This is a genomic window from Tistrella mobilis, from assembly GCF_041468085.1.
GTDB lineage: Bacteria > Pseudomonadota > Alphaproteobacteria > Tistrellales > Tistrellaceae > Tistrella > Tistrella mobilis_A.
This window is the reverse complement of sequence record NZ_CP121017.1, coordinates 4,557,153-4,576,750: the sequence shown is the minus strand read 5'-3', so window position 1 is coordinate 4,576,750 and position 19,598 is coordinate 4,557,153. Positions and strand designations below refer to the sequence as shown.

At 68.1% G+C, this 19,598-nt stretch carries 19 protein-coding genes and 1 tRNA gene; 6 read left to right on the top strand and 14 right to left on the bottom strand.

Features of this window, described 5'->3' with window-relative positions; genetic code table 11:
* Positions 1–43: 43 nt before the first annotated feature.
* From P7L68_RS26250 to P7L68_RS26225, 6 genes are all read right to left on the bottom strand, one after another.
* Entirely contained in the window at positions 44–418 is a 375-nt protein-coding gene (locus P7L68_RS26250; RefSeq protein ID WP_372002737.1) for a lipopolysaccharide assembly protein LapA domain-containing protein, read from the bottom strand.
* 141 nt (positions 419–559) lie between these two features.
* Positions 560–841: an integration host factor subunit beta gene (gene ihfB / locus P7L68_RS26245; protein WP_014746745.1), complete on the bottom strand. Its 282-nt coding sequence runs from the start codon at positions 839–841 to the stop codon at positions 560–562.
* A gap of 150 nt (positions 842–991) precedes the next feature.
* The gene (gene sppA, locus P7L68_RS26240; protein ID WP_372002736.1) at positions 992–1,933 is read right to left on the bottom strand and encodes a signal peptide peptidase SppA; all 942 of its coding nucleotides are present in this window, start codon (positions 1,931–1,933) and stop codon (positions 992–994) included.
* 109 nt (positions 1,934–2,042) lie between these two features.
* Positions 2,043–2,921, bottom strand: a complete 879-nt coding sequence (locus P7L68_RS26235; RefSeq protein WP_372002735.1) for an ABC transporter permease subunit — start codon at positions 2,919–2,921, stop codon at positions 2,043–2,045.
* A 25-nt stretch (positions 2,922–2,946) separates the two neighbouring features.
* Positions 2,947–3,852: a sn-glycerol-3-phosphate ABC transporter permease UgpA gene (gene ugpA, locus P7L68_RS26230; protein ID WP_372002734.1), complete on the bottom strand. Its 906-nt coding sequence runs from the start codon at positions 3,850–3,852 to the stop codon at positions 2,947–2,949.
* 74 nt (positions 3,853–3,926) lie between these two features.
* Positions 3,927–5,249 (bottom strand): extracellular solute-binding protein, encoded by a 1,323-nt coding sequence (locus P7L68_RS26225; RefSeq protein WP_372002733.1) that lies wholly within the window; start codon positions 5,247–5,249, stop codon positions 3,927–3,929.
* Positions 5,250–5,397: 148 nt separating this feature from the next.
* On the opposite strand from P7L68_RS26225, the gene P7L68_RS26220 reads away from it, so the two are divergent.
* Complete coding sequence (locus tag P7L68_RS26220) at positions 5,398–6,276, top strand: LysR substrate-binding domain-containing protein (protein ID WP_372002732.1); 879 nt, start codon at positions 5,398–5,400, stop codon at positions 6,274–6,276.
* 16 nt (positions 6,277–6,292) lie between these two features.
* On the opposite strand, the gene P7L68_RS26215 is transcribed toward P7L68_RS26220, so the two are convergent.
* The 5 genes from P7L68_RS26215 to aroA form a co-directional block, all read right to left on the bottom strand.
* Positions 6,293–7,798 (bottom strand): alkaline phosphatase family protein, encoded by a 1,506-nt coding sequence (locus P7L68_RS26215; protein ID WP_372002731.1) that lies wholly within the window; start codon positions 7,796–7,798, stop codon positions 6,293–6,295.
* A 41-nt stretch (positions 7,799–7,839) separates the two neighbouring features.
* Entirely contained in the window at positions 7,840–8,415 is a 576-nt protein-coding gene (locus P7L68_RS26210) for a phosphonate degradation HD-domain oxygenase (protein WP_372002730.1), read from the bottom strand.
* A 215-nt stretch (positions 8,416–8,630) separates the two neighbouring features.
* Positions 8,631–10,355 carry a 30S ribosomal protein S1 gene (rpsA, locus tag P7L68_RS26205; RefSeq protein ID WP_372002729.1) on the bottom strand — a complete coding sequence of 575 codons (1,725 nt, stop codon included), beginning with the start codon at positions 10,353–10,355 and terminating at the stop codon, positions 8,631–8,633.
* Positions 10,356–10,750: 395 nt separating this feature from the next.
* The gene (gene cmk, locus P7L68_RS26200; RefSeq protein WP_372002728.1) at positions 10,751–11,395 is read right to left on the bottom strand and encodes a (d)CMP kinase; all 645 of its coding nucleotides are present in this window, start codon (positions 11,393–11,395) and stop codon (positions 10,751–10,753) included.
* 14 nt (positions 11,396–11,409) lie between these two features.
* Positions 11,410–12,777: a 3-phosphoshikimate 1-carboxyvinyltransferase gene (gene aroA / locus P7L68_RS26195; RefSeq protein ID WP_372002727.1), complete on the bottom strand. Its 1,368-nt coding sequence runs from the start codon at positions 12,775–12,777 to the stop codon at positions 11,410–11,412.
* A gap of 289 nt (positions 12,778–13,066) precedes the next feature.
* Here aroA and P7L68_RS26190 point away from each other — a divergent pair, with 289 nt between their 5' ends.
* The 5 genes from P7L68_RS26190 (at position 13,067) to P7L68_RS26170 (ending at position 15,295) form a co-directional block, all read left to right on the top strand.
* The gene (locus tag P7L68_RS26190; RefSeq protein ID WP_372002726.1) at positions 13,067–13,420 is read left to right on the top strand and encodes a TIGR02300 family protein; all 354 of its coding nucleotides are present in this window, start codon (positions 13,067–13,069) and stop codon (positions 13,418–13,420) included.
* Between the two features lie 259 nt (positions 13,421–13,679).
* Positions 13,680–13,755 (top strand) — tRNA-Ala (locus P7L68_RS26185).
* A gap of 295 nt (positions 13,756–14,050) precedes the next feature.
* Positions 14,051–14,509 (top strand): Hsp20 family protein, encoded by a 459-nt coding sequence (locus tag P7L68_RS26180; RefSeq protein WP_014746732.1) that lies wholly within the window; start codon positions 14,051–14,053, stop codon positions 14,507–14,509.
* Between the two features lie 90 nt (positions 14,510–14,599).
* Positions 14,600–14,866, top strand: coding sequence for a DUF1150 family protein (locus tag P7L68_RS26175; protein ID WP_014746731.1), 267 nt, complete (start codon positions 14,600–14,602; stop codon positions 14,864–14,866).
* A 141-nt stretch (positions 14,867–15,007) separates the two neighbouring features.
* Positions 15,008–15,295, top strand: a complete 288-nt coding sequence (locus P7L68_RS26170; protein ID WP_372002725.1) for a hypothetical protein — start codon at positions 15,008–15,010, stop codon at positions 15,293–15,295.
* Between the two features lie 6 nt (positions 15,296–15,301).
* Here P7L68_RS26170 and P7L68_RS26165 read toward each other — a convergent pair whose 3' ends face one another.
* Genes P7L68_RS26165 through polA form a run of 3 tightly spaced genes read right to left on the bottom strand, consistent with a single transcriptional unit; the run spans position 15,302 to position 19,580 of the window.
* The gene (locus tag P7L68_RS26165; protein WP_372002724.1) at positions 15,302–15,778 is read right to left on the bottom strand and encodes an OsmC family protein; all 477 of its coding nucleotides are present in this window, start codon (positions 15,776–15,778) and stop codon (positions 15,302–15,304) included.
* Complete coding sequence (locus tag P7L68_RS26160; RefSeq protein WP_372006967.1) at positions 15,775–16,758, bottom strand: DNA-3-methyladenine glycosylase; 984 nt, start codon at positions 16,756–16,758, stop codon at positions 15,775–15,777. Before P7L68_RS26160 ends, P7L68_RS26165 begins: the two co-directional genes overlap by 4 nt.
* 5 nt (positions 16,759–16,763) lie before the next feature.
* On the bottom strand, positions 16,764–19,580 hold the full coding sequence (polA, locus tag P7L68_RS26155) for a DNA polymerase I (protein ID WP_372002723.1): 2,817 nt from the start codon (positions 19,578–19,580) through the stop codon (positions 16,764–16,766).
* Positions 19,581–19,598 lie beyond the last annotated feature (18 nt).

Below are 19,598 nucleotides of genomic sequence, written 5' to 3'. Positions count from 1 at the left end.
CAAGGGTGGCACCGTCGATCGGTGCCGGATGGGGGTGCCTGGATCAGGCGGCGTCGCGGCCGCCGGTGAGCCGCGGCGCGGCCTGGGTGCTGCCGAGCGCGGGGCCTGCCGGTGCCGCGGCAGCGGCCGGGCGGGTGCCAGCTGAGCGCAGCCGGTGCAGCTCACCCTCCAGCTCTTCCACCCGCCGGGCCAGGCGGCGGGCGCGGGCCCGATGGCGGCCGGCACGAAGCCAGGCCACCAGCCCGCCCAGAACCAGGCCGATCAGCAGCGTCGCTTCCAGTGCCAGGAACAGCGGCAGGGCCAGTTCCAGACCGAAGGGCCACAGCGACAGCACCACGCCATCCCGATTGCCGATCGCGAAGGCGGCAACGATGATCGCGATCAGGGCGAGCAGGGCGAGTTTCAGGGCGCGCAGCATGGGGCCTTACATCCTCCGGATGAGCGAACGGACAAAAACCGGCGGACGGTGACCGGGGGCCAGGTTCGCCGTGGTCCGATCATAACCGAAAACGCGCGCCTGTGGCGCGCGTCGTCGTATCTGCATGGACTGGCCGCAGGCTCACTCGCCGTTCAGGCGGTCGCGCAGCTCCTTGCCGGTCTTGAAGAAGGGCACGAACTTCGACGGCACATTGACCGTATCGCCGGTGCGCGGGTTGCGGCCGGTGCGCGAGCGGCGGTGCTTCACCGAGAACGCCCCGAAACCGCGCAGCTCAACCCGGTCGCCTCGCGCCAGCGCTTCGGAGATCTCGTCGAAGACGGTGCTCACGATCTGCTCGACGTCGCGCTGATAGAGATGGGGATGGCTCGCAGCGAGGCGGGCAATCAGCTCCGACTTGGTCATGGTGGTAAATGGTCCCTGGTGAAGGCATGTGAAGCGGGCCGCGCCTGGGGCGGGCCGCAGGATCGGCGGCCGGAAATGGCGGCACTGCGCTACCGTCCTCGCGGGCCGTGTTCAGGGCCCGCAGGCGGTCATGCATCCGTCATGTTCAAGTCAGGGGCGAGGTTGCCAAACCGATACCAGTCCGTCAACTCTAAGCCGTTCTGACAGTTCGGTATTTTTGAGCAGGGCTTCGACCGCGGCGTCCGCCGCGGCACCCAGCAGCCCGCGCCCGTCTTCCGGACGGGGGGTGATATCCTCGATCGGGAGGTCCGCGTCCAGCCCCTTTTCGCCTTCAAGCCAGGCACGTGCGGCCTTTTTGCCGCCAAGACCGTCGATCAGCCCCGCCGCAAGCGCCTGGCGGCCGGTGAAGACCCGGCCGTCGGCCACCGCCTCAAGCCTGTCACCCGACAGGCTGCGACGATCGGCCACAAGGCCGCGGAAATAGCCGTAGCTGTCGGCGACCACATCGGCGAGTGCCGCGCGGGCTTCGTCGTTCAGCTCTTCAAGCGGGTTGGGCTGGCCCTTGATGACCGAGCTTTTGATCAGATCGGCCTCAATGCCGATGGAGCGCAGCAGCTCGGTCGCTTCCACCGCCTGAAGATAGACACCGATCGAGCCGGTCAGCGTCTCGCCATGGGCGTAGATCCGGTCGGCGCCGAGCGCGGTCATATAGGCGGCCGAGGCGGCGATGCCTTCCATCACCGCCACCACCGGCTTTTCGGCAGCAATCTCGCGGAGTTTTTCGTAATTCAGCTCGCCGCCGATCGAGCTGCCGCCACCGCTGTCGATGCGCACGATCAGCGCCTTGACCGCGGGATCGTCCTTCACCTCGTCCAGCCGCTCGTAAAGCTCGTCATCCGGAGCGATGAAGCCGTCGATGGTGAGTTCGGCGATCCGGTCGCCCTTGAAGGCGCCGGTGCCACCGATATCCGTGGCGCGAAAGACAATGCCGCCCAGGATGGCGGCGAGCACGATGGCGGCGATGCGCCAGAAGGTCAGGCCCCGCTTCAGGCGGCGTCGATCGACCGCGCGGTCGGCGTCGAACGGAGACATGGGGGTCGGCTTCCCTCCGGGTCGGTCCCGCGCCGCCCGGCGGCGGCGCCTCGGCGACATCTATAGCCGCTCGGACCCTTGCCGTCCAAGGGGATAAGCGCCGGGGGCGCTACTTGCCGACATCGGTCAGCCCGGCGACAAGCCGGCGCTGCAGAACCAGGACCAGGATCACCGGCGGTGCCATGGCGACCAGCGCCCGCCCCATGGTCAGCCCCCAGCGCGTCTCGGCATTGTCGGTGGGCAGGGTGCGCGCCACCCCCATTACCACGGTCGCCATCCGCTCGTCGGTGGTGATCAGCAGCGGCCAGAGATACTGGTTCCAGCCATAGACGAACAGAATGACCGCCAGTGCCGCCGTCGCCGGTGCCGCCAGCGGCAGGGCCACGTCGCGCAGAAAGCGCAGCGGCCCGGCGCCGTCGATCCGGGCGGCCTCTACCAGATCCGCCGGTACGGCCAGGAAGACCTGGCGATAAAGGAAGGTGGCGGTGGCCGAGGCGATCAGGGGCAGCACCAGCCCGGCATGGGTATCGAGCAGCGAGGGCGAGAGCCCGATCTCCACACCGAGCAGGCGCAAACCCCCGATCAGGGGTGCCAGCGGATCGGCCGCGACCGCATAGGTCGGCACGATCCGGACCTCCACCGGCAGCATCAGCGACAGGAAGATGGCCCAGAAGGCGAGCGCCCGTCCGCGGAAGCGGAAATAGACCACGGCAAACCCGGCCGTCAGCGAGATTACGATCTTGCCGGCGGTGATCGCCGTCGCCATGACCAGGCTGTTGAACAGCTGCCGCTGGATCACCGGATCCCGGATCACATCGGCGAGCGTGTCGATCAGCATCGGTCCGGGCAGGCTGCCGATCGACAGCCGGCCGTCTTCGGGCATCGAGGCGATGGCCAGGGCATACCAGACCGGCAACAGCATGACCAGGGCGCCAGCCAGGAAGACCGAGGCGGCAACCGCCCGGAAAACCGGGTCACGCCGAACCATGCCGCTGGCTGGTGCGCGTTTGGGGTCAGCTGCGGGCATAGGACACCTTGCGCTCGATCCAGCCGAACTGGATGACGGTCAGCACGCCGACCAGCGCCATCAGCACGATCGACTGTGCCGCCGACCCGCCCAGATCCTGGGCCTGAAAACCGTCGCGATAGGCCTTGTAGACCATCAGCCGGGTGGCCCCGCCGGGGCCGCCTTCGGTGATGGCGTCTACGATGCCGAAACTGTCGAAGAAGGCGTAGATCAGGTTCATGACCAGCAGGAAAAAGCTGGTGGGGGAGACCAGCGGCCAGACCACGTCGCGCAGCCGGCGCAAGGGGCCGGCCCCGTCGATGGCGGCGGCCTCGATCAGCGATTTCGGCACCGAGCGGATGGCGGCGAAGAAGAAGATGAAGTTGTAGGAGACCTGCTTCCAGACCGCGGCGGCCACGATCAGCGCCATGGCGTCGGTGCCGTCCAGCAGCGGGTTCCAGGCCAGCCCCGCCTCGTGGAGGAGCTGCGCGATCACGCCGAAGGACGGGTGCAGCAGGAACAGCCACAACACGCCCGCGACCGCCGGTGCGACCGCGTAGGGCCAGATGATCGCCGAGCGCAGGGCCGGACGTTCCCCCAGCAGCCGGTCGGCTGCGGCAGCCAGTACGAAGGCCAGTGCCATGGCAATGCCGGCGACGAGCCCTGCGAAGATCAGGCTTGCCCGGATGCTGTCCAGATATTCCGGTTCGGCGAACAGCGCCCGGAAATTGTCGAGCCCCACATAGATGCCGCGGCCGGTGAAGGGATCGGCCAGATGGAAGGCCTGCCGCAGCCCTTCCGCCGCCGGGCGGAAGAAGAACAGGGCAAGGATGGCCAGCTGCGGGGCCAGCAGCAGCCAGGGCAGCATGCGGCCCCGGAAGACCGCACCGGCAGGCGGGGTGTGGATGGACATGGGGAATCCGGGGATAAGTAGTGCCGGGCGGACCCAGAGGAGTCCGCCCGGCCGGGAGGGGCAGCCCTGCGGTATTACTGGCCGATGGTGCGCTCGAAGCGTTCCAGCAGCGGGTCGGCGCGGCGTACCGCATCATCCATGGCCTGGGCGGCGGTCTTCTTCATCGACCAGATGTTTTCCAGCTCCTCGTTCAGGATCTCGTCGATCTGAACCAGATAGCCGAGGCGGATGCCGCGGGTGTTGGGCGTGGGGGTGCCGCGGGTCAGCTGCAGGATGGCCAGTTCCTGATGGGGGAATTTCTGGTAATAGCCTTCGGCCTTTGCGGCCTCGTAGGCATCCAGCGTGATCGGCACATAGCCCGACACCTTGTGCCAGTCGACCTGGCGCGGAGTTTCAGCCAGGAAGGCCAGGAAGGCGGCCACACCCTTGTAGACCTCGGGTGCCTGGCCGTTCATCACGAACAGACCCGCACCGCCGATAAAGCTGTTCTTGGGATCGGTCGTGCCGGCCTCCACCGGCAGCATGGCCGCGGCGAAATCGAATTTGGCCTTCTGCGAAATCCCGCCATACCCGGCCGAGCTTTCCAGCATGATTGCGCAGCGCTGGGCATAAAAGGCCTCGTGCGCGCCGGTCCACTGGCGGCCCTGATAGCTCATCAGCCCGTCCTTCACCCAGCGCTGCAGCCGGTCGAGATGGGCGACCATGCGCGGGTCGTTGACGGTAAGCCGCGCCCCCGGACCTTCCATACCGTTGGCCGGGGTGGCGACGGGGATGTCCTGGATGAAGGCGTAGTTCTTGATCAGCGTCCATTCCTGCCAGGAGGGCACGACCGGGCAGCCCACCCCGGCGGCCTTCAGCTTCACCGCGGCGGCTTCCAGCTCGTCCCAGGTGGCGGGCACGCCCTCGATACCCGCCCTGGCCATCAGGTCGCGGTTCATCCACATCAGCGGGGTCGAGGTGTTGAAGGGCATGCCGATCTGATGGCCGCTCTCCTGATAGGCGGCGATGACCGGCTGGATGTAACGGCTCCAGTCGACTTTGATGCCCGCTTCGGCCATCACCTCGTCGACCGGCTTCACAGCCTTGGAATAGATCACGGTGGGGGCCGCCGGCGCATGGACCTGCACGATCGCCGGCGCCTTGCCGGCGCGGGCGGCGGCAATGGCGCCGTTGATCACGTCGTCATAGCTGCCCTTGAACACCGCATTCACCTGATAGTCGCTTTGTGCGGCGTTGAACTCGGCGGCGTAGCGGGCGATGGTCTTGCCGAGCGTGATGTCGGGGGAATGGGCATGCCAGAGGTCGAACTCGACCCGGGCCATGGCCGGGGCAGCGACACCTGCGATGGTGAGCGCCACAAGGCCGGCGAGGCCCGCGCGCAGACGGGTGGTGGTCATGGTGCTGGTTCCTCGGGATGGCGGGAAGGGGGATCGGCCCGGTCGGAGCGGTCTGGATGCCGCCTTCGTCATAAAGTCTACGCATGTCCTATGACATGCTTATGAAGATGGATTATGGATTCGGACGTATGCAGTCGGAGCCCGCAGGATGAACTTCAACCAGATGCGCGCCTTCCACGCCGTGGCGGTGGAGGGCGGTTTCTCGGCGGCGGCCAAATCGCTGGGGGTGACCCAGCCGGCGGTGACGGTGCAGATCCGCGGGCTGGAGGCGGAGCTGGGCGTGCGCCTGTTCCTGCGCCGCGGCCAGGGCGCCGTGCCAACTGAGGCGGGGGAACGGCTGCTGGCCCATGTCCGGGCGGTGATGCTGCTGATGGACCGTACCGAAGCGGCGGTCGCTTCTGATCCGGCGATGGCCGGTGGGCTGGTGCGGCTGGGGCTCAGCACGCCGGCGACGATCATGGGGCTGGCCAAGCGTTTCGCCGATGCTCACCCGGCGGTCGAGCTCCGGCTGTCGACCGGTAATACCGGGCAGCTGATCGAGGATGTCCTGGCCTGCCGTGTCGACCTGATTGCCGCCAGCCATATCGAGCCCGATCCGCGGCTGGCGGGGGTGGTGCTGGGGCGCCAGCGCCTGGCCCTGCTGGTGCCGGCGGCGGATCCTCTTGCCCGGTCCGGCGACCCGCTGCCGCTGGATGCCCTGGCCGGACTGCCGGTGCTGCTGCGCGAGCCGAGTTCGGTCACCCGCCAGGTTTTTCTGCGCGCAGCCGACGCGACCGGCTTTTCCCCCCGGGTGGCGGCCAGTCTGGGCAGCCGCGAGATGATCCGCGAGGCGACCGCCGCCGGCCTCGGCTACGGCATCGTCTTTGATGGCGAGACCGGCCACGACCCCCGCCTGGCACACCGCCCCCTGACCGCCGCCGGTCCGGGGGCCGACCTTCTGGCCGCCGATGTCCGCCTGTCCTGTCTGCCGGAACTCGCCGAGATCGGTGTGGTGGCGGCGTTTCTGGCGTTGGCGGGGATGACGTGAAATCGGACCGGGCGGCCTACCACCGCCCGATCATCCCGCCCGGTGCCGCGCGGGCCTCTGAGAGGGTGCGGTCAGCGTGGCGGATGCGGTGGTCGAGCAGGCGGCGCATCATGCGGTGGACGACCGGGGCGAAGGCGGGGTCGGCGGCGAGATTGCGGGTCTGGCCTGGGTCTGCTTCAAGGTCGAAGAGCACGGGATCCGCATCGGGGAAGTGCAGATAGGCCCAGCGCTCGTCCTGGATGGCGGTGAATTGTGCCTCATGCGGCGAGCGGGCGAGGCCCGGAACCGGGGCGGTCAGCTTGTCGCGGAAGTCGTGCTCGTAGACTGCGGCATCCCGCCAGTCCGACGGGCGATCGCCGGCGATCAGGCCCAACAGCGAGCGGCCGTCGCATTGCGGCGGGGCTGCGATGCCGAACCAGTCCAGCAGGGTCGGCAGCAGGTCGACATGTTCGGTGATGGCGTGGATCTGCCCGCCGCGGGTCGGATCGGCGCTCTGCCGCGGGTCGGCGATGATCAGCGGTACCCGGAAGGAGGCCTGGTGGATGGCGCGCTTGCCGAACAGGCCGTGCTCGCCCCATTGCTCGCCATGATCGGACATGAACACGACCAGGGTGTCCTGGCCGCGCCCGCTCCGCTCCAGCGCCGCCAGCACGCGCTCGACCTCGTCATCGACTTCGGCAAGCAGCGCCAGATAGGCCTTGCGCAGGGCGGCGACCGTGGCGGCGGGCAGGGCGGAGGCGAGGCCGTCCAGGCCCGGATGGGCGATCGATGCCGGCACCACCCGGCGGAAGAGGGCGGCCAGGGGGTGGATCGCGTCCTCGGCCGTGCTGTCGATCGGCGGCAGCGGTGGGGCGTCGGGCACCCGGGCCAGATGGCGGGCGAGCGCCGCCAGCGGCGGATGCGGCCGATAGAAGCCCAGATGCAGCAGCCAGGGGCCCTTGGGAGCTGCATCCAGGAACTCCACCGCCGTATCGGCCAGCCAGCGGCTGTCATGCAGCCCGTCGGGCTGGGGGGAGACTTCAACCGGCGCACCGGCACGGAGATGGTGCGCGAAGCCGGTATCGTAGTCGGGGTGGAGATCGGCACCCTGGCGTCGGGCCCAGGCGGTATAGCGCGCCTTGTCCTCATCCATCTCGCGCAGGATCTGCCAGCCTTCGGCGACCGAAGGGCCGTGGAAGACCGGATCCTGCGGATCGCGGCTGCGCGGATCGGGCACCGCCGTGGTATACCCGATCATGTAGGGGGTGATGCCGGCGGCGCGCAGATGGTGCTGCAACAGCCGGCGCCCCGCCGCCATCGGCACCGGATTGGCGAAGACCCGGTGGTTGAAGACATACTGGCCGCTGGCGAAGCTCGCCCGGGCCGGGCCGCAGGGGGCGCTTTGGGCAAAATGGCGGGTGAAGACCGCCCCGCGCGCGGCCAGCCGGTCGAGAGCCGGGGTTGAGACCAGCGGATTGCCGAGGCCGGGGGAGAGATCCCAGCGCCACTGGTCGACCATGATCAGCAGGACGTTGCGGGCCATCGGTATAACTCCCGGACAGGGCATACAGGTTCAGACAGGGATCAGAGGCCGATGGCCAGACGTTCCAGCAGCGGCCGGAAGCGCATCACGCCATCACGGCCGGCGCCCTCGATCTTGGCGGCCTCGTCGATCCGCCGGAGGGCGATGGCATCGGCGGCATGGGGATCGGCCAGAAAGGCCATGGCCTCGACATCGGTCATCGGGCCGCCCTGCAGCTCAAGGGTCCGGCGCGAGACGGGGGAGAGGGCGGCGGCATAGGCCGGCTCGGTGGTCACCAGGCAGCGCTTGGCGTCCACATGCATCTCGATCGGCCGGATCACCGCCGGCGGAAACAGCCCGGTCAGATATCTGGCCCCGAGCCGCTCATGAGCATCGTCGCGGCCGTTCTGGAAGGCGGCTGCGGCGTCCCGGTGGATCATGTGGCCGATGTCGTGCAGCAGAGCCGCAGCGATCAGGCTGTCGGCCGCGCCCTGTGCTTCCGCGATCTCGGCCGATTGGACCGCGTGCTCGATCTGGCTCACGGCCTCGCCGTAGCTGTCATCGCCGCGCGCCGCGAAGATGCTGAAGATCTCGTCCAGCCGGGCGGCGGGACTGCGGGGGCGGCGGGGATCCGACATGGTGGCAGGCTCCACATATAAGAATCTAATTTTGTGAAGCCTTATATAATATAAATTGATGTCAATCCTATGACGGCAGACGGAGCTGCCGGTAGGTCGGCCCCGGAAAACAGTATAATCCCGCCTCCGAAACGGCTGCGGCCGGCCCGGATTGCTCCGGGCCGGCCGCAGGACGTTTATCGATCCGCCGGGCAGATGCCCCGGCAATGATCGGATCAATCGTCCGCCTGGGTCCGCTCGCGCTCGCGGAGCGCGGCACCCAGGATGTCGCCGAGGCTCGCGCCGCTGTCGGACGAACCGAACTCGGCCATGGCCTTCTTCTCTTCCGCCATCTCCAGCGCCTTGATCGACAGGGTGAGCTTGCGGCTCGACCGGTCGATGTTGGTGATCAGGGCGTCGAACTTATCGCCCTCGCTGTAGCGGTCGGTGCGCTGATCCTGGCGGTCACGGGCGATTTCCGACTTGCGGATGAAGCCCTTGGCGCCATCGGCCGTGGAGATCTCCAGACCATTCTCGACGACCTTGGTGACCGTGCAGGTGACGGTCTGGCCGCGGCGCAGGTCCTGAGTCGCCTCGGTGAACGGATCCTTGTCGAGCTGCTTGATGCCGAGGGAGATACGCTCCTTCTCGACGTCCACATCCAGCACCACGGCCTTGACCATGTCGCCCTTGCGGAAGTCCTTGAGCGCCTCTTCGCCGGGGCGGCTCCAGTCGAGATCCGACAGGTGCACCAGGCCGTCGATGTCGCCGTCGAGACCAACGAACAGACCGAACTCGGTGATGTTCTTGACCTCGCCCTCGATCGACGAACCCACCGGGTGACGATCCAGGAAGGTCTCCCACGGGTTGTCGGCAACCTGCTTCAGGCCCAGGCTGATGCGGCGCTTCTGCGAGTCGACGTCGAGCACCATCACTTCGATCTCCTGCGAGGTCGAAACGATCTTGCCCGGGTGCACGTTCTTCTTGGTCCAGCTCATCTCGGAGACATGGACCAGACCCTCGACGCCCGGCTCCAGCTCCACGAAGGCGCCGTAGTCGGTGATGTTGGTGACGCGGCCGGCGAACTTCACGCCCACCGGATACTTCACCTCGACGCCTTCCCACGGATCCGCCTCAAGCTGCTTCATGCCGAGGCTGATGCGCTGGGTCTCGCGGTTGAAGCGGGTCACCACCACGCGAACCGACTGACCGATGGTCAGGGCTTCGGTCGGGTGATTGATGCGGCGCCAGGAGATGTCGGTGACGTGCAGCAGGCCGTCGACGCCACCCAGGTCCACGAACGCACCGTAATCGGTGATGTTCTTGACCACGCCTTCCAGGATCTGACCTTCCTTGAGGTTCTCGATCAGTTCCTTGCGGGCCTCGGCGCGGCTCTCTTCCAGGACGGCACGACGCGAGACGACGATGTTGCCGCGACGCTTGTCCATCTTGAGGATCTGGAAAGGCTGGGTCGTGCCGATCAGGGGCGTGATGTCACGCACCGGACGGATGTCGATCTGGCTGCCCGGCAGGAAGGCCACGGCACCCTGAAGGTCGACGGTGCAGCCGCCCTTCACGCGCCCGAAGATCACGCCGTTGACGCGCTCGGCGTTCTTGAACGCCTGCTCGAGCTGGGTCCAGGCCTCTTCGCGGCGCGCACGCTCGCGGCTGATGACGACCTCGCCCTGGGCGTTCTCCATCCGGTCGATATAGACCTCGACCTCGTCGCCGACCGCAAGCTCGGTCTCCTGACCGGGCTGGGCGAATTCCTTGAGCGCGATGCGCCCGTCGGACTTCAGGCCGACGTCGATGAGGACCTGGTCGCCCTCGATGGCGGTGATCCGACCCTTAACGACGCTTCCCTCCAGGCCATCCTGGGCAATGAAGCTGTCGGCCAGCAGGGCTTCGAAATTCTCGTCCGACATGACGTCCTTCTCGGGCGCGGGGCTGGTGTTGATCATGGGTTCTCCTACCTCTCCACCCGTCCTGCCGGGGAACCTCGGCTCCAGGGCCATCCGGGCGTCGGTGGCTGGCCTGGGAAGAGGTTCCGGCACCCGCCGCGGCTCCGGCCGTCGCGGATCATGCCGCTTCGGATCGGGGCCGCCGTGGACGTCTGAACGCCGCGGTCCCGTGACCGGCGCTGCCGGGTGGGGCGGGTTCCGACCGACGGGGGTTCGGATACGGCGGGCATCCCCGCCGGTTGCTGGTTTACAGGGTCGCGACGTCCGGCCGTCCGGTCGCCGCGGGCTTCAGTCGTCAATGCGCCGAAACGCCGCTCCTCCCCCGGGTGGGGGTGGGCGACGACCGGCGAAACCTCGATCCGGTAACGATCCGGCCCGCGCCCTGTCCCGGCCGGTCAGAGCCGGCCCGTGACATGCGCGAGCGCTGCTGCGAAGACCTCGTCCGCCGACATGTCGGTGGTGTCGAGGATGACGGCATCGTCCGCGGGACGCAGTGGGGCCACCGCTCGTTCCCGGTCGCGACGGTCTCGCAGCCGCATCTCTTCCAGAACGTCGGCGAATATACTGGCAACCCCCTTGCCCCGCAACTCTTCGTGTCGCCTGAGTGCACGCGCTTCGGGCGAGGCGGTTACGAAGATCTTCGCGCGCGCGTCGGGAAACACCACGGTGCCGATGTCGCGGCCATCAAGCACGGCGCCCGGAGCGGTCCGGCCGAAGTTGCGCTGAAAGTCGAGCAGAGCGGCACGGACGGGTCCGAGGGCGGCGATCTTCGAGGCGGTTTCCCCCGTACGCTCCGTCCGCAGATCGGTGCGGACGAGATCGTCGGCGGTGAGGGTCTGAGCGGCCAGCGCCGCCGCCGCCGGATCGTCCGGATCACCACCTCCGGCGAGCAGACGGCTTGCCGCCGCCCGATAGATCATGCCGGTATCGAGATGGCGCAGCCCCAGTTCGGCGGCGAGCCTGCGGGCGAGTGTGCCCTTGCCGGCCGCGGCGGGACCGTCGATGGCGATCACCGGCGGATGGTTGGGGGTCGGGGTCATGATGTGCCGCTGGATCAGAGATCGGTGATGTCGCAACCGAGCCCGGTCATCAGGGCGCGGAAGCCGGGGAAGCTGGTGGCGATCATCCGATCGTCGTCGACCACCATGCCGTTGCGTGCGGCCAGGCCCAGCACCAGGAAGGCCATGGCGATGCGATGGTCCAGATGCGTGACGACCGCGTCGGTGCCGCCCGGAACCGGACCGCCGCAGCCATCCACTTCCAGCCAGTCCTCGCCAGTGCGCACGGTGACGCCGGCACGGATCAGGCCGTCGGCCACCGCCTGCAGCCGGTCGCTTTCCTTGACCCTGAGTTCCGCCAGCCCTTCGAAACGGCTGGTGCCGTGGGCGGTGGCGGCGGCGGCGGCGAGCACCGGGAATTCGTCGATCATCGAGGGCGCGCGGTCGGCCGGAACGGTCACCGCCTTAAGCGCGGACGAGCGTGCCACCAGATCACCCACCGGCTCGCCACCCACATCGCGCGGATTGGTGACGGTCAGATCGGCGCCCATTTCGACCAGCGTACGGACCAGTCCGTCGCGACCGGGGTTGAGGCAGACATTGCGCACGGTGACGGCCGAGCCTTCGGTGATCAGTCCTGCGACCAGCGGGAAGGCCGCCGAGGACGGGTCGCCCGGCACGGTCATGTCCCGGGCGCGGAGCTCCGGCTGGCCGTCGAGGCTGATCACCCGGGCGCCGTCGGCCTCGGTTTCCACCGTGATCCGTGCGCCCATGGCGCCCAGCATGCGTTCGGTATGGTCGCGGGTCGCTTCCGGTTCCACCACCACGGTCCGGCCAGGGGTGTTGAGCCCGGCGAGGAGGATCGCCGATTTAACCTGAGCCGATGGCACCGGCAGGCGATAGCGGATCGGCACCGGGCTGCGGGTACCGATCACGGTGGCCGGCAGCCGGCCGCCGGCGCGGGTGACGATCTTTGCGCCCATCTTCTCCAGCGGCGTTGCGACCCGGGCCATGGGCCGCTTGCGCAGGCTGGCATCACCGGTCATCACCGCCACCAGCGGGTGGGTGGCGAGCAGGCCCATCAGCAGCCGTGCGGCCGTGCCCGAATTGCCCATGTCGAGCACATCGGCCGGCTCGCCCAGCCCTCCAACGCCGACGCCGTCGATCACCCAGCGGACAAGCGGTGCGCCGTCGGGGCCGGTGGTCTCTTCGCGGGCGATGCTGGCGCCCAGTGCGCGCATCGCCGCTGCGGTCGCGAGCACGTCCTCGCCTTCCAGCAGGCCGTCGACGGCAGAGCGCCCGACCGCCAGCGCCGACAGCATCAACGCCCGATGCGAGATCGACTTATCGCCGGGGACGATGACGTCGCCCGAAAGTCCGCGGGAGAGGCGGGCGGTGGCGGGATGCGGCGCGGCATGGGTCATGACGGGGCCCTTGTCCGGAAAGGCGGGGCGGAAGCGGGTGAGGTTCGAGGCTGGTCTATCACAGCATGGCCCCCGGTGCATCATCGCAGACCCCCACTGAATGCCGATGACGGTGATGCAACCCTGCCTGGACGCATTTAGCGGTTTGACAGCCCCGGCGCTTCGTGGCAAACGCAGCCGACGGGGTGGCGCGCCCGATTGCGCTACCACCATCGCCGGCCCCTTGTGCCGGCACCCGTTCCCGTGAATTCGTTCCTGTACACGTCCAACAGCTATCAAGGGTGGTCGCGTGGCGAAGGAGGAGTGGGGGCAGAAGCACACCTGCCGCAGCTGCGGTGCGCGCTTCTACGATATGCGCCGCACGCCGGTGACATGCCCCAAATGCGGTGCCGAGCAGCCGCAGATCGAAGAGACCCGTTCCCGCCGAGCCGCACGGGAGGCCGATGAGCTGGCCCGTGAGCGTGCGGCCCAGGCCCGCAAGGCCAAGGTCGTGCCGGCAGAGGTGGAGGATGTCGACGAGGAAGGCTTCGACGAAGCCTTCGACGATGACGACGAGGATGATGTCGGCATCGAGGATGCCTCGGAGCTGGGCGACGACGACGTCGGTGACGTCCGTCTCGGCGACGACGACGACGAGAACTGATCCCGCGACCGGCGCCCCTTGAAAAAGGGGCGCCGGTTTCGGTTTCAGGGCTGGTTCTCCAGAAAAACCAGTGGCTTGCGACGGGATTTCTGCGGCCGTTGTCGAAGATGACGGTGGCGTGAAAAAAACCGCTTGCCAAGCCCGGCTGCGGCCACTATGTTCCGCTCCGCTGACGCACGGCGCGCCACCCCAAAGGGCGCGCGGCAGCGGAAACCGGGGAAGCCCGGCAACACGCAGCCAACGACGTCAGACAGGTTTCGGGGCCATAGCTCAGTTGGGAGAGCGCTTGAATGGCATTCAAGAGGTCAGGGGTTCGACTCCCCTTGGCTCCACCATCTTCGAAAAAGCCCGGTGCTTCTGCATCGGGCTTTTTCGTTGTGCCGGGCCGTTGAGGTTGAGGCGCCGGGCGGTCTTGAACGTGCCGGCCCGCCTCCCTATCTCCACAGAACCGAAGGAACGGCCGGTGAACGCCGTCTCCGGCCCGGACAGTGGGCGGAGCCGCCGCCGGAACCGGCCATCGGACGGACCTGCCGGCGCGCCGGCCGGGCGCGGTGGATGCTCCCCAAGGAGGTCGCCGCCACGGCAGCCGGATCCGGATCTCGCTCGTCTGTCGCGGAGGAGATGTCAGGGATGTCGCGGTTCACCGCTTTCAATCACCCGATGATGCTGGGCTTCGACCACATGGAGCGCATGCTGGACCGTCTGGCCAAGACCGGCTCGGACGGGTATCCGCCCTACAACATCGAGAAACTTGGCGAGCGGCGGCTGCGCATCACGCTTGCGGTCGCAGGTTTTACCATGGACGACCTGACGGTCACGCTGGAAGACAATCAGCTGGTGATCCGCGGGCGGCAGCACGACGACGCCAATGACGGCCGGGAATTCATCCATCGCGGTATCGCGGCCCGGCAGTTCCAGCGCACTTTCCTGCTTGCCGACGGCATCCAGGTGATGGATGCCTCGCTGGATAACGGCCTGCTCCATATCGATCTGGAGCAACCGCTGCCGCAATCCTCGGTGCGGACCATCTCCATCCGCAAGACCCAGCCGGATGGACGCCAGTCGGGCAGCCTGCTCGACGAGCGCTGAACTTTCATCCGAAGAGACGTGGACCCATCGCGGGCGACAGGGCGACCGATCCGGTGCCCGGCACGGCCGCGGACGAAGGAGGCTGATCCCATGCCCCGCTTCAACCTTGAAGAGACGACCCGTTCCCCTGCCGATGTCGCCGAGGCAGCGCGCGCTGCCATCCGTCGGATGACGCCCGAAGCCTTTGCGGCGCTTGGCCTTGAGCAGGTGGCCTATGTCCGACCGGTGACCACCGCCGGCGGTGTGATGTTCGGCGTGTTTTCCGCGAGCGGTGAGCGCGTGGCGGTGATGGCCGACAGCGCCTCTGCGATCGGCGCCATCCTGCAGCACGAGATGGTGCCGGCGACGATCCACTGATCGCCGCTGCCGGCGATCTTCCCCGCTGTCATTCCCGGCCGGTCGATGACTGTCGACCGGCCGTTTGTGTTTCGTATGCAGCCGGCAGGCATGATGCCAGGATGAAATCCGCCGACAGCTACGTCTATTGCAGGATGCCCCATGTCCGATGACAGCGCCCGTCGTCTCGTCGATCTGCTTGCGGCCGATCCGGGGCTTGCTGCGGCCTTTGCCGATGCGGCGACGCCGGCGGCCCGCGAGGCCGTGCTGACGGCGGCGGCCGGGGCGCATGGCTTTGTTCTGGCGCCCGAGATTCTGGCGCGCATCGAGGCGGCGCGAGACGCGATCGGCCCCGACGGCGCCATTGACGATGCGGCACTGGATCGTGTCACCGGCGGTGCCGGCATCGACTGGATCTCGGTCGCGCAGGGGCAGATCTACGGCAGCTGATGCGGTTCAGGCGCTCACGAGTTCGACCGTATCCTCGATGTCGATCGGGCAGTTGAGGCTGTTGGCGATGAAGCAGAGATGATGCGCCTCGGCGTGCAGGGCCCGCGCCATCGTCGGATCGCCGGCCGAGATGGTCACCTGCGGCCGGAGCCGGATGCGGGTGAAGGCGCCGCCGCCATCGGCGCGTTCGGTCATCTCGCCCTCGGCGGCATCGGTGTAGCCGCGCACGACGATGCCCTTGGTGCTGGCCAGATGCAGGTACCAGAGCATATGGCAGGCAGAGGCCGAGGCGACCAGCAGGTCTTCCGGATTGTGACGCATGGCATCACCACGGAAGGCCGGGTCCGACGAGCCGGCGATGACCGGCTTACCCGGGATCTTCAGGTCGTGGTCGCGGGAATAGCTGCGATAGCCTGCAGTGCCCTGGCCGGTATCGCCGGTCCAGACGGTTTCAGTGGTGTAGCGGTGGATGCGGCCGCTCATGGACGTTTCTCCTCCGGCGGGGTGGCGGCAGCCCGCTTGCGGGTGAGCCGCGGGGTGGCGCCCTCGGCCCCGGCGGTACCGAGGGTGGAGAGCAGCAGCGTCTGGGCGTCGAGGGCCGCGGCCCCCCAATGGGCGGTGGTGCGGGCGACCTCGGCCGCGGGAATGATCTCGGTATCGTGATAGGCGCGTGCCACCGCCTTGCGTACGCCCAGATCGCCGGTGGCGACCACCGGCCGGCCCAGGCCGCGCGCCAGCACCCAGTCCGCGGTCCAGTCGCCGATGCCGGAGATGGCGGTCAGCCTGCGGCGGATCTCCGGCGTTTCGGCCGCGGCCATGGCGGCTGCGTCCAGCCGGCCGTCGACGATCGCCCGGGCCACGCTCACGATCGCCCTTGCCTTGGCGCCGGTGAATTGGAGGGCCTTGATCTCCTCGGGGTCGATCGCGGCGATCCGGGCGGGATCGATATCGATCACCCAGCCGGTGCCGACCGGCCGACGGATGCCGAAGGCCTCTGCCAGACGGCGGCGGGTGGTGGCGGCCCAGGCGAGGTTGACCAGCTGGGCGCTGATCGTGCGCAGCATCACCACCATCGGCTCTGGGTAGAGCAGGGTGGGGCGCACCCCCTGGGTGGCGGCGATCCGGCCGATCACCGGATCACCGGCAGCGAGCGCCGCGAAGGCTGCGCCCGGCAGATGCAGGCGGGCAGCGATGGCGCGGGTTGCCACCTCAAGCAGATCGGCCGCGCCGGTCTCCACCATCACCCGCAACTCGCCCCGGGAATCGGGAGAAAGGACGGTCTCCACCGCCACCGGTGCCCGCTCAACCCGCTCGATCGTATAGAGCCGGTCGCCGTCGAGCCGCACCAGCCCGTCATCGCCATGGGCAGCGAGGCCGGCGAAGGCGGTGACGAGGTCGATGCCCGCCGGCAGCCGGATCCGGCCGGGGGCGATCGCCTCGACGGTTCCGGGATCTGCAGGCATCGCCGTCAATGTGCCGCATCCCAGTCGAGCCCGGTGCCGACTTCGACGACATAGGGCACGGGCCGCGACACCACATCCTCCATCACCTGCTTGACCAGTGCCGCAGTCTCCTCGACCTCGGCCTCGGGTACCTCCAGCAGGATTTCGTCATGGACCTGGAGCAGCATGCGCGCACCGAGCGGGCTTGCCTCCAGCGCGCGATCCAGCGCCACCATGGCGAGCCGGACGATGTCGGCGGCGGAGCCCTGAAGCGGTGCGTTGATCGCCGCACGCTCGGCAAAGGCCCTGAGTGCGGGATTTTTGGCGGCGATGTCGGGCGTCCAGCATTTGCGGCCGAAGATCGTGGTCACGAAGCCATGGGCGCGGGCATCGGCCTTGGCCCGCTCCATATAGTCGCGAATGCCGGGATAGCGCTCGAAATAGGCCTCGATATAGCGCTTGGCCTCGGATTGCGGGATGTCGAGCTGCTGGGCCAGGCCGAAGGCGCTGATACCGTAGATGATGCCGAAATTGATCGCCTTGGCCCGGCGGCGGGTGATCGGGTCCATCCCCTCCACCGGCACGCCGAAGACCTGAGAGGCGGTCAGGGCATGGATGTCGATACCCTCGCGGAAGGCCTGGCGCAGGGCCTGGATGTTGGCGATATCGGCCAGCAGGCGCAGTTCGATCTGGCTGTAGTCGGCCGACATCAGCACATGGCCGGCCTCGGGCACGAAGGCGCGGCGGATCCGCCGGCCTTCCTCGGTGCGGATGGGAATGTTCTGAAGATTGGGGTCGTTCGAAGACAACCGGCCGGTGGTGGTGACCGTCAGCGCAAAACTGGTGTGGATGCGGCCGGTCTCGGGGTTCACCGCCTCGGCGAGCGCATCTGCATAGGTGTTCTTGAGCTTGGCGAGCTGGCGCCAGTCCAGCACCTTCGCCGGCAGTTCATGGCCGTCGGCTGCCAGCTTCTGCAGGATGTCGGCGCCGGTGGCATAGGCGCCGGTCTTGCCCTTCTTGCCCCCGGGCAGGCTCAGCTTGTCGAACAGGATCTCGCCCAGCTGCTTCGGGCTGCCGACATTGAAGCTTTCGCCGGCAAGCTCGTGGATGCGTGCCTCCAGCGCCGCCATGCCGTCGGCAAACTCACGCGAGGCCTTGCCCAGCATGTCGCGGTCGATACGGATGCCGCGCCGTTCCATCCGCGCGAGCACCGGTACCAGCGCCCGGTCGGTGCGCTCGTAAAGCGCCCGCACGCCTTCGGGACCAAGACGCGGCTTCAGCAGCCGGTGCAGGTTCAGCGTGACGTCGGCATCCTCGGCGGCATAGTCGCGGGCGCGATCCAGCGGCACCTCGTCGAAGCCGATCCGGTCGCGGCCCTTGCCGGTGACCTCGTCATAAGAGATGGGCGTCACGCCCAGATGGATCTGGGCCAGCTCGTCCATGCCATGGCCGTGGCGGGTGCCGTCGAGCGCATAGGACATCACCATGGTGTCGTCGATCGGCGCGATCTCGACGCCCTCGCGCGCCATGACGATCATGTCGTATTTGATGTTCTGGCCGACCTTGAGCACCCCCGGCGCTTCGAGCAGCGGCCGGAGCAGGGTGATCGCCCGCTCGACAGGGATCTGCTCGGGCGCCCCCTCATCCGTCTCGGCTTCGCCTGCCGCTCCCAGGTCGAGCGCGCCCTGCCGGGCCTTGCGGGGCGCCACATGGCGCAGCGGCACATAGCAGGCCCGGCCGGGGGCGATCGCCAGCGAGAAGCCGACCAGCACGGCACGATGGGCGTCGAGGCTGGTGGTCTCGGTGTCGAAACCGACGATGCCGGCCTCGGTCGCCATCTCGATCCAGCGGGTGAGGGCTGGTTCGTCCTGGACAAGTTCATAGTCGCGCACCGCCGCGCGCACATCCTCCACGGCCGCCGCCGCGGCGGAGCCGGCGCTGCCGCCATGGGCGGGTTTAGAGGCGCCCAGATGCGGCCGCAGCTTGGCCACCAGCGAGGTGAAGCCCTGTTGCTCCAGGAAGGAGAGCACGACCTCGGCGCTCATCTGGCCGACATGCAGGCTGTCCAGCGGGTCGGGCAGCTCGACATCGTCGCGCAGCCGGACCAGCTCGCGGGAGACCCGCGCCTTGTCGGCATTCTCGATCAGGGTCTGGCGGCGCTTTGGCTGCTTGATCTCGCCGGCGCGGGCGAGCAGCGTGTCCAGATCGCCATATTCGCCGATCAGCTGCGCGGCGGTCTTGACCCCGATGCCGGGCACGCCCGGCACGTTGTCGGTGGAATCGCCCGCCAGCGCCTGAACGTCGACCACCTTGTCGGGGGCGACGCCGAATTTGGCCATCACCTCTTCAAGACCGATCTTCTTGGCCTTCATGGGATCCATCAGCGACACGCCGTCCTGGATCAGCTGCATGAGGTCCTTGTCGGCCGAGACGATCACCACCTCCTGGCCCGCCTCGCGTGCCGCTTTCGCATAGCTCGCGATCAGGTCGTCGGCCTCAAAGCCGGGAAGCTCGATACAGGGCAGGGCGAAGGCGCGGGTGGCGTCGCGGATCAGCGGGAACTGGGGCACCAGCTCTTCCGGCGGCTCGGGGCGATGGGCCTTGTAGTCGGGATAGATTTCGTTGCGGAAGCTCACCCGGCCGGCATCGAAGATCACCGCCAGCCGCTCGGCCTTCAGATCCTCGATCAGCTTCAACAGCATGGAACAGAAGCCGTAGACCGCGTTGACCGGGGTGCCGTCGGGGCGGTTCAGCGGCGGCAGGGCATGGAAGGCCCGGAAGATGTAGCCCGATCCGTCGACGAGGTAGAGGGGGCTCTGGGGGCTCGGGGTCTGGTCGCTCATCTCTACCGTCTCGGCTCC

Excerpts from the sequence above, each read along its gene's own strand:
- P7L68_RS26250 (WP_372002737.1), bottom strand. The coding sequence starts at position 418 with ATGCTGCGCGCCCTGAAACTCGCCCTGCTCGCCCTGATCGCGATCATC.
- ihfB (WP_014746745.1), bottom strand. The coding sequence starts at position 841 with ATGACCAAGTCGGAGCTGATTGCCCGCCTCGCTGCGAGCCATCCCCAT.
- sppA (WP_372002736.1), bottom strand. The coding sequence starts at position 1,933 with ATGTCTCCGTTCGACGCCGACCGCGCGGTCGATCGACGCCGCCTGAAG.
- P7L68_RS26235 (WP_372002735.1), bottom strand. The coding sequence starts at position 2,921 with ATGGTTCGGCGTGACCCGGTTTTCCGGGCGGTTGCCGCCTCGGTCTTC.
- ugpA (WP_372002734.1), bottom strand. The coding sequence starts at position 3,852 with ATGTCCATCCACACCCCGCCTGCCGGTGCGGTCTTCCGGGGCCGCATG.
- P7L68_RS26225 (WP_372002733.1), bottom strand. The coding sequence starts at position 5,249 with ATGACCACCACCCGTCTGCGCGCGGGCCTCGCCGGCCTTGTGGCGCTC.
- P7L68_RS26220 (WP_372002732.1), top strand. The coding sequence starts at position 5,398 with ATGAACTTCAACCAGATGCGCGCCTTCCACGCCGTGGCGGTGGAGGGC.
- P7L68_RS26215 (WP_372002731.1), bottom strand. The coding sequence starts at position 7,798 with ATGGCCCGCAACGTCCTGCTGATCATGGTCGACCAGTGGCGCTGGGAT.
- P7L68_RS26210 (WP_372002730.1), bottom strand. The coding sequence starts at position 8,415 with ATGTCGGATCCCCGCCGCCCCCGCAGTCCCGCCGCCCGGCTGGACGAG.
- rpsA (WP_372002729.1), bottom strand. The coding sequence starts at position 10,355 with ATGATCAACACCAGCCCCGCGCCCGAGAAGGACGTCATGTCGGACGAG.
- cmk (WP_372002728.1), bottom strand. The coding sequence starts at position 11,395 with ATGACCCCGACCCCCAACCATCCGCCGGTGATCGCCATCGACGGTCCC.
- aroA (WP_372002727.1), bottom strand. The coding sequence starts at position 12,777 with ATGACCCATGCCGCGCCGCATCCCGCCACCGCCCGCCTCTCCCGCGGA.
- P7L68_RS26180 (WP_014746732.1), top strand. The coding sequence starts at position 14,051 with ATGTCGCGGTTCACCGCTTTCAATCACCCGATGATGCTGGGCTTCGAC.
- P7L68_RS26175 (WP_014746731.1), top strand. The coding sequence starts at position 14,600 with ATGCCCCGCTTCAACCTTGAAGAGACGACCCGTTCCCCTGCCGATGTC.
- P7L68_RS26170 (WP_372002725.1), top strand. The coding sequence starts at position 15,008 with ATGTCCGATGACAGCGCCCGTCGTCTCGTCGATCTGCTTGCGGCCGAT.
- P7L68_RS26165 (WP_372002724.1), bottom strand. The coding sequence starts at position 15,778 with ATGAGCGGCCGCATCCACCGCTACACCACTGAAACCGTCTGGACCGGC.
- P7L68_RS26160 (WP_372006967.1), bottom strand. The coding sequence starts at position 16,758 with ATGCCTGCAGATCCCGGAACCGTCGAGGCGATCGCCCCCGGCCGGATC.
- polA (WP_372002723.1), bottom strand. The coding sequence starts at position 19,580 with ATGAGCGACCAGACCCCGAGCCCCCAGAGCCCCCTCTACCTCGTCGAC.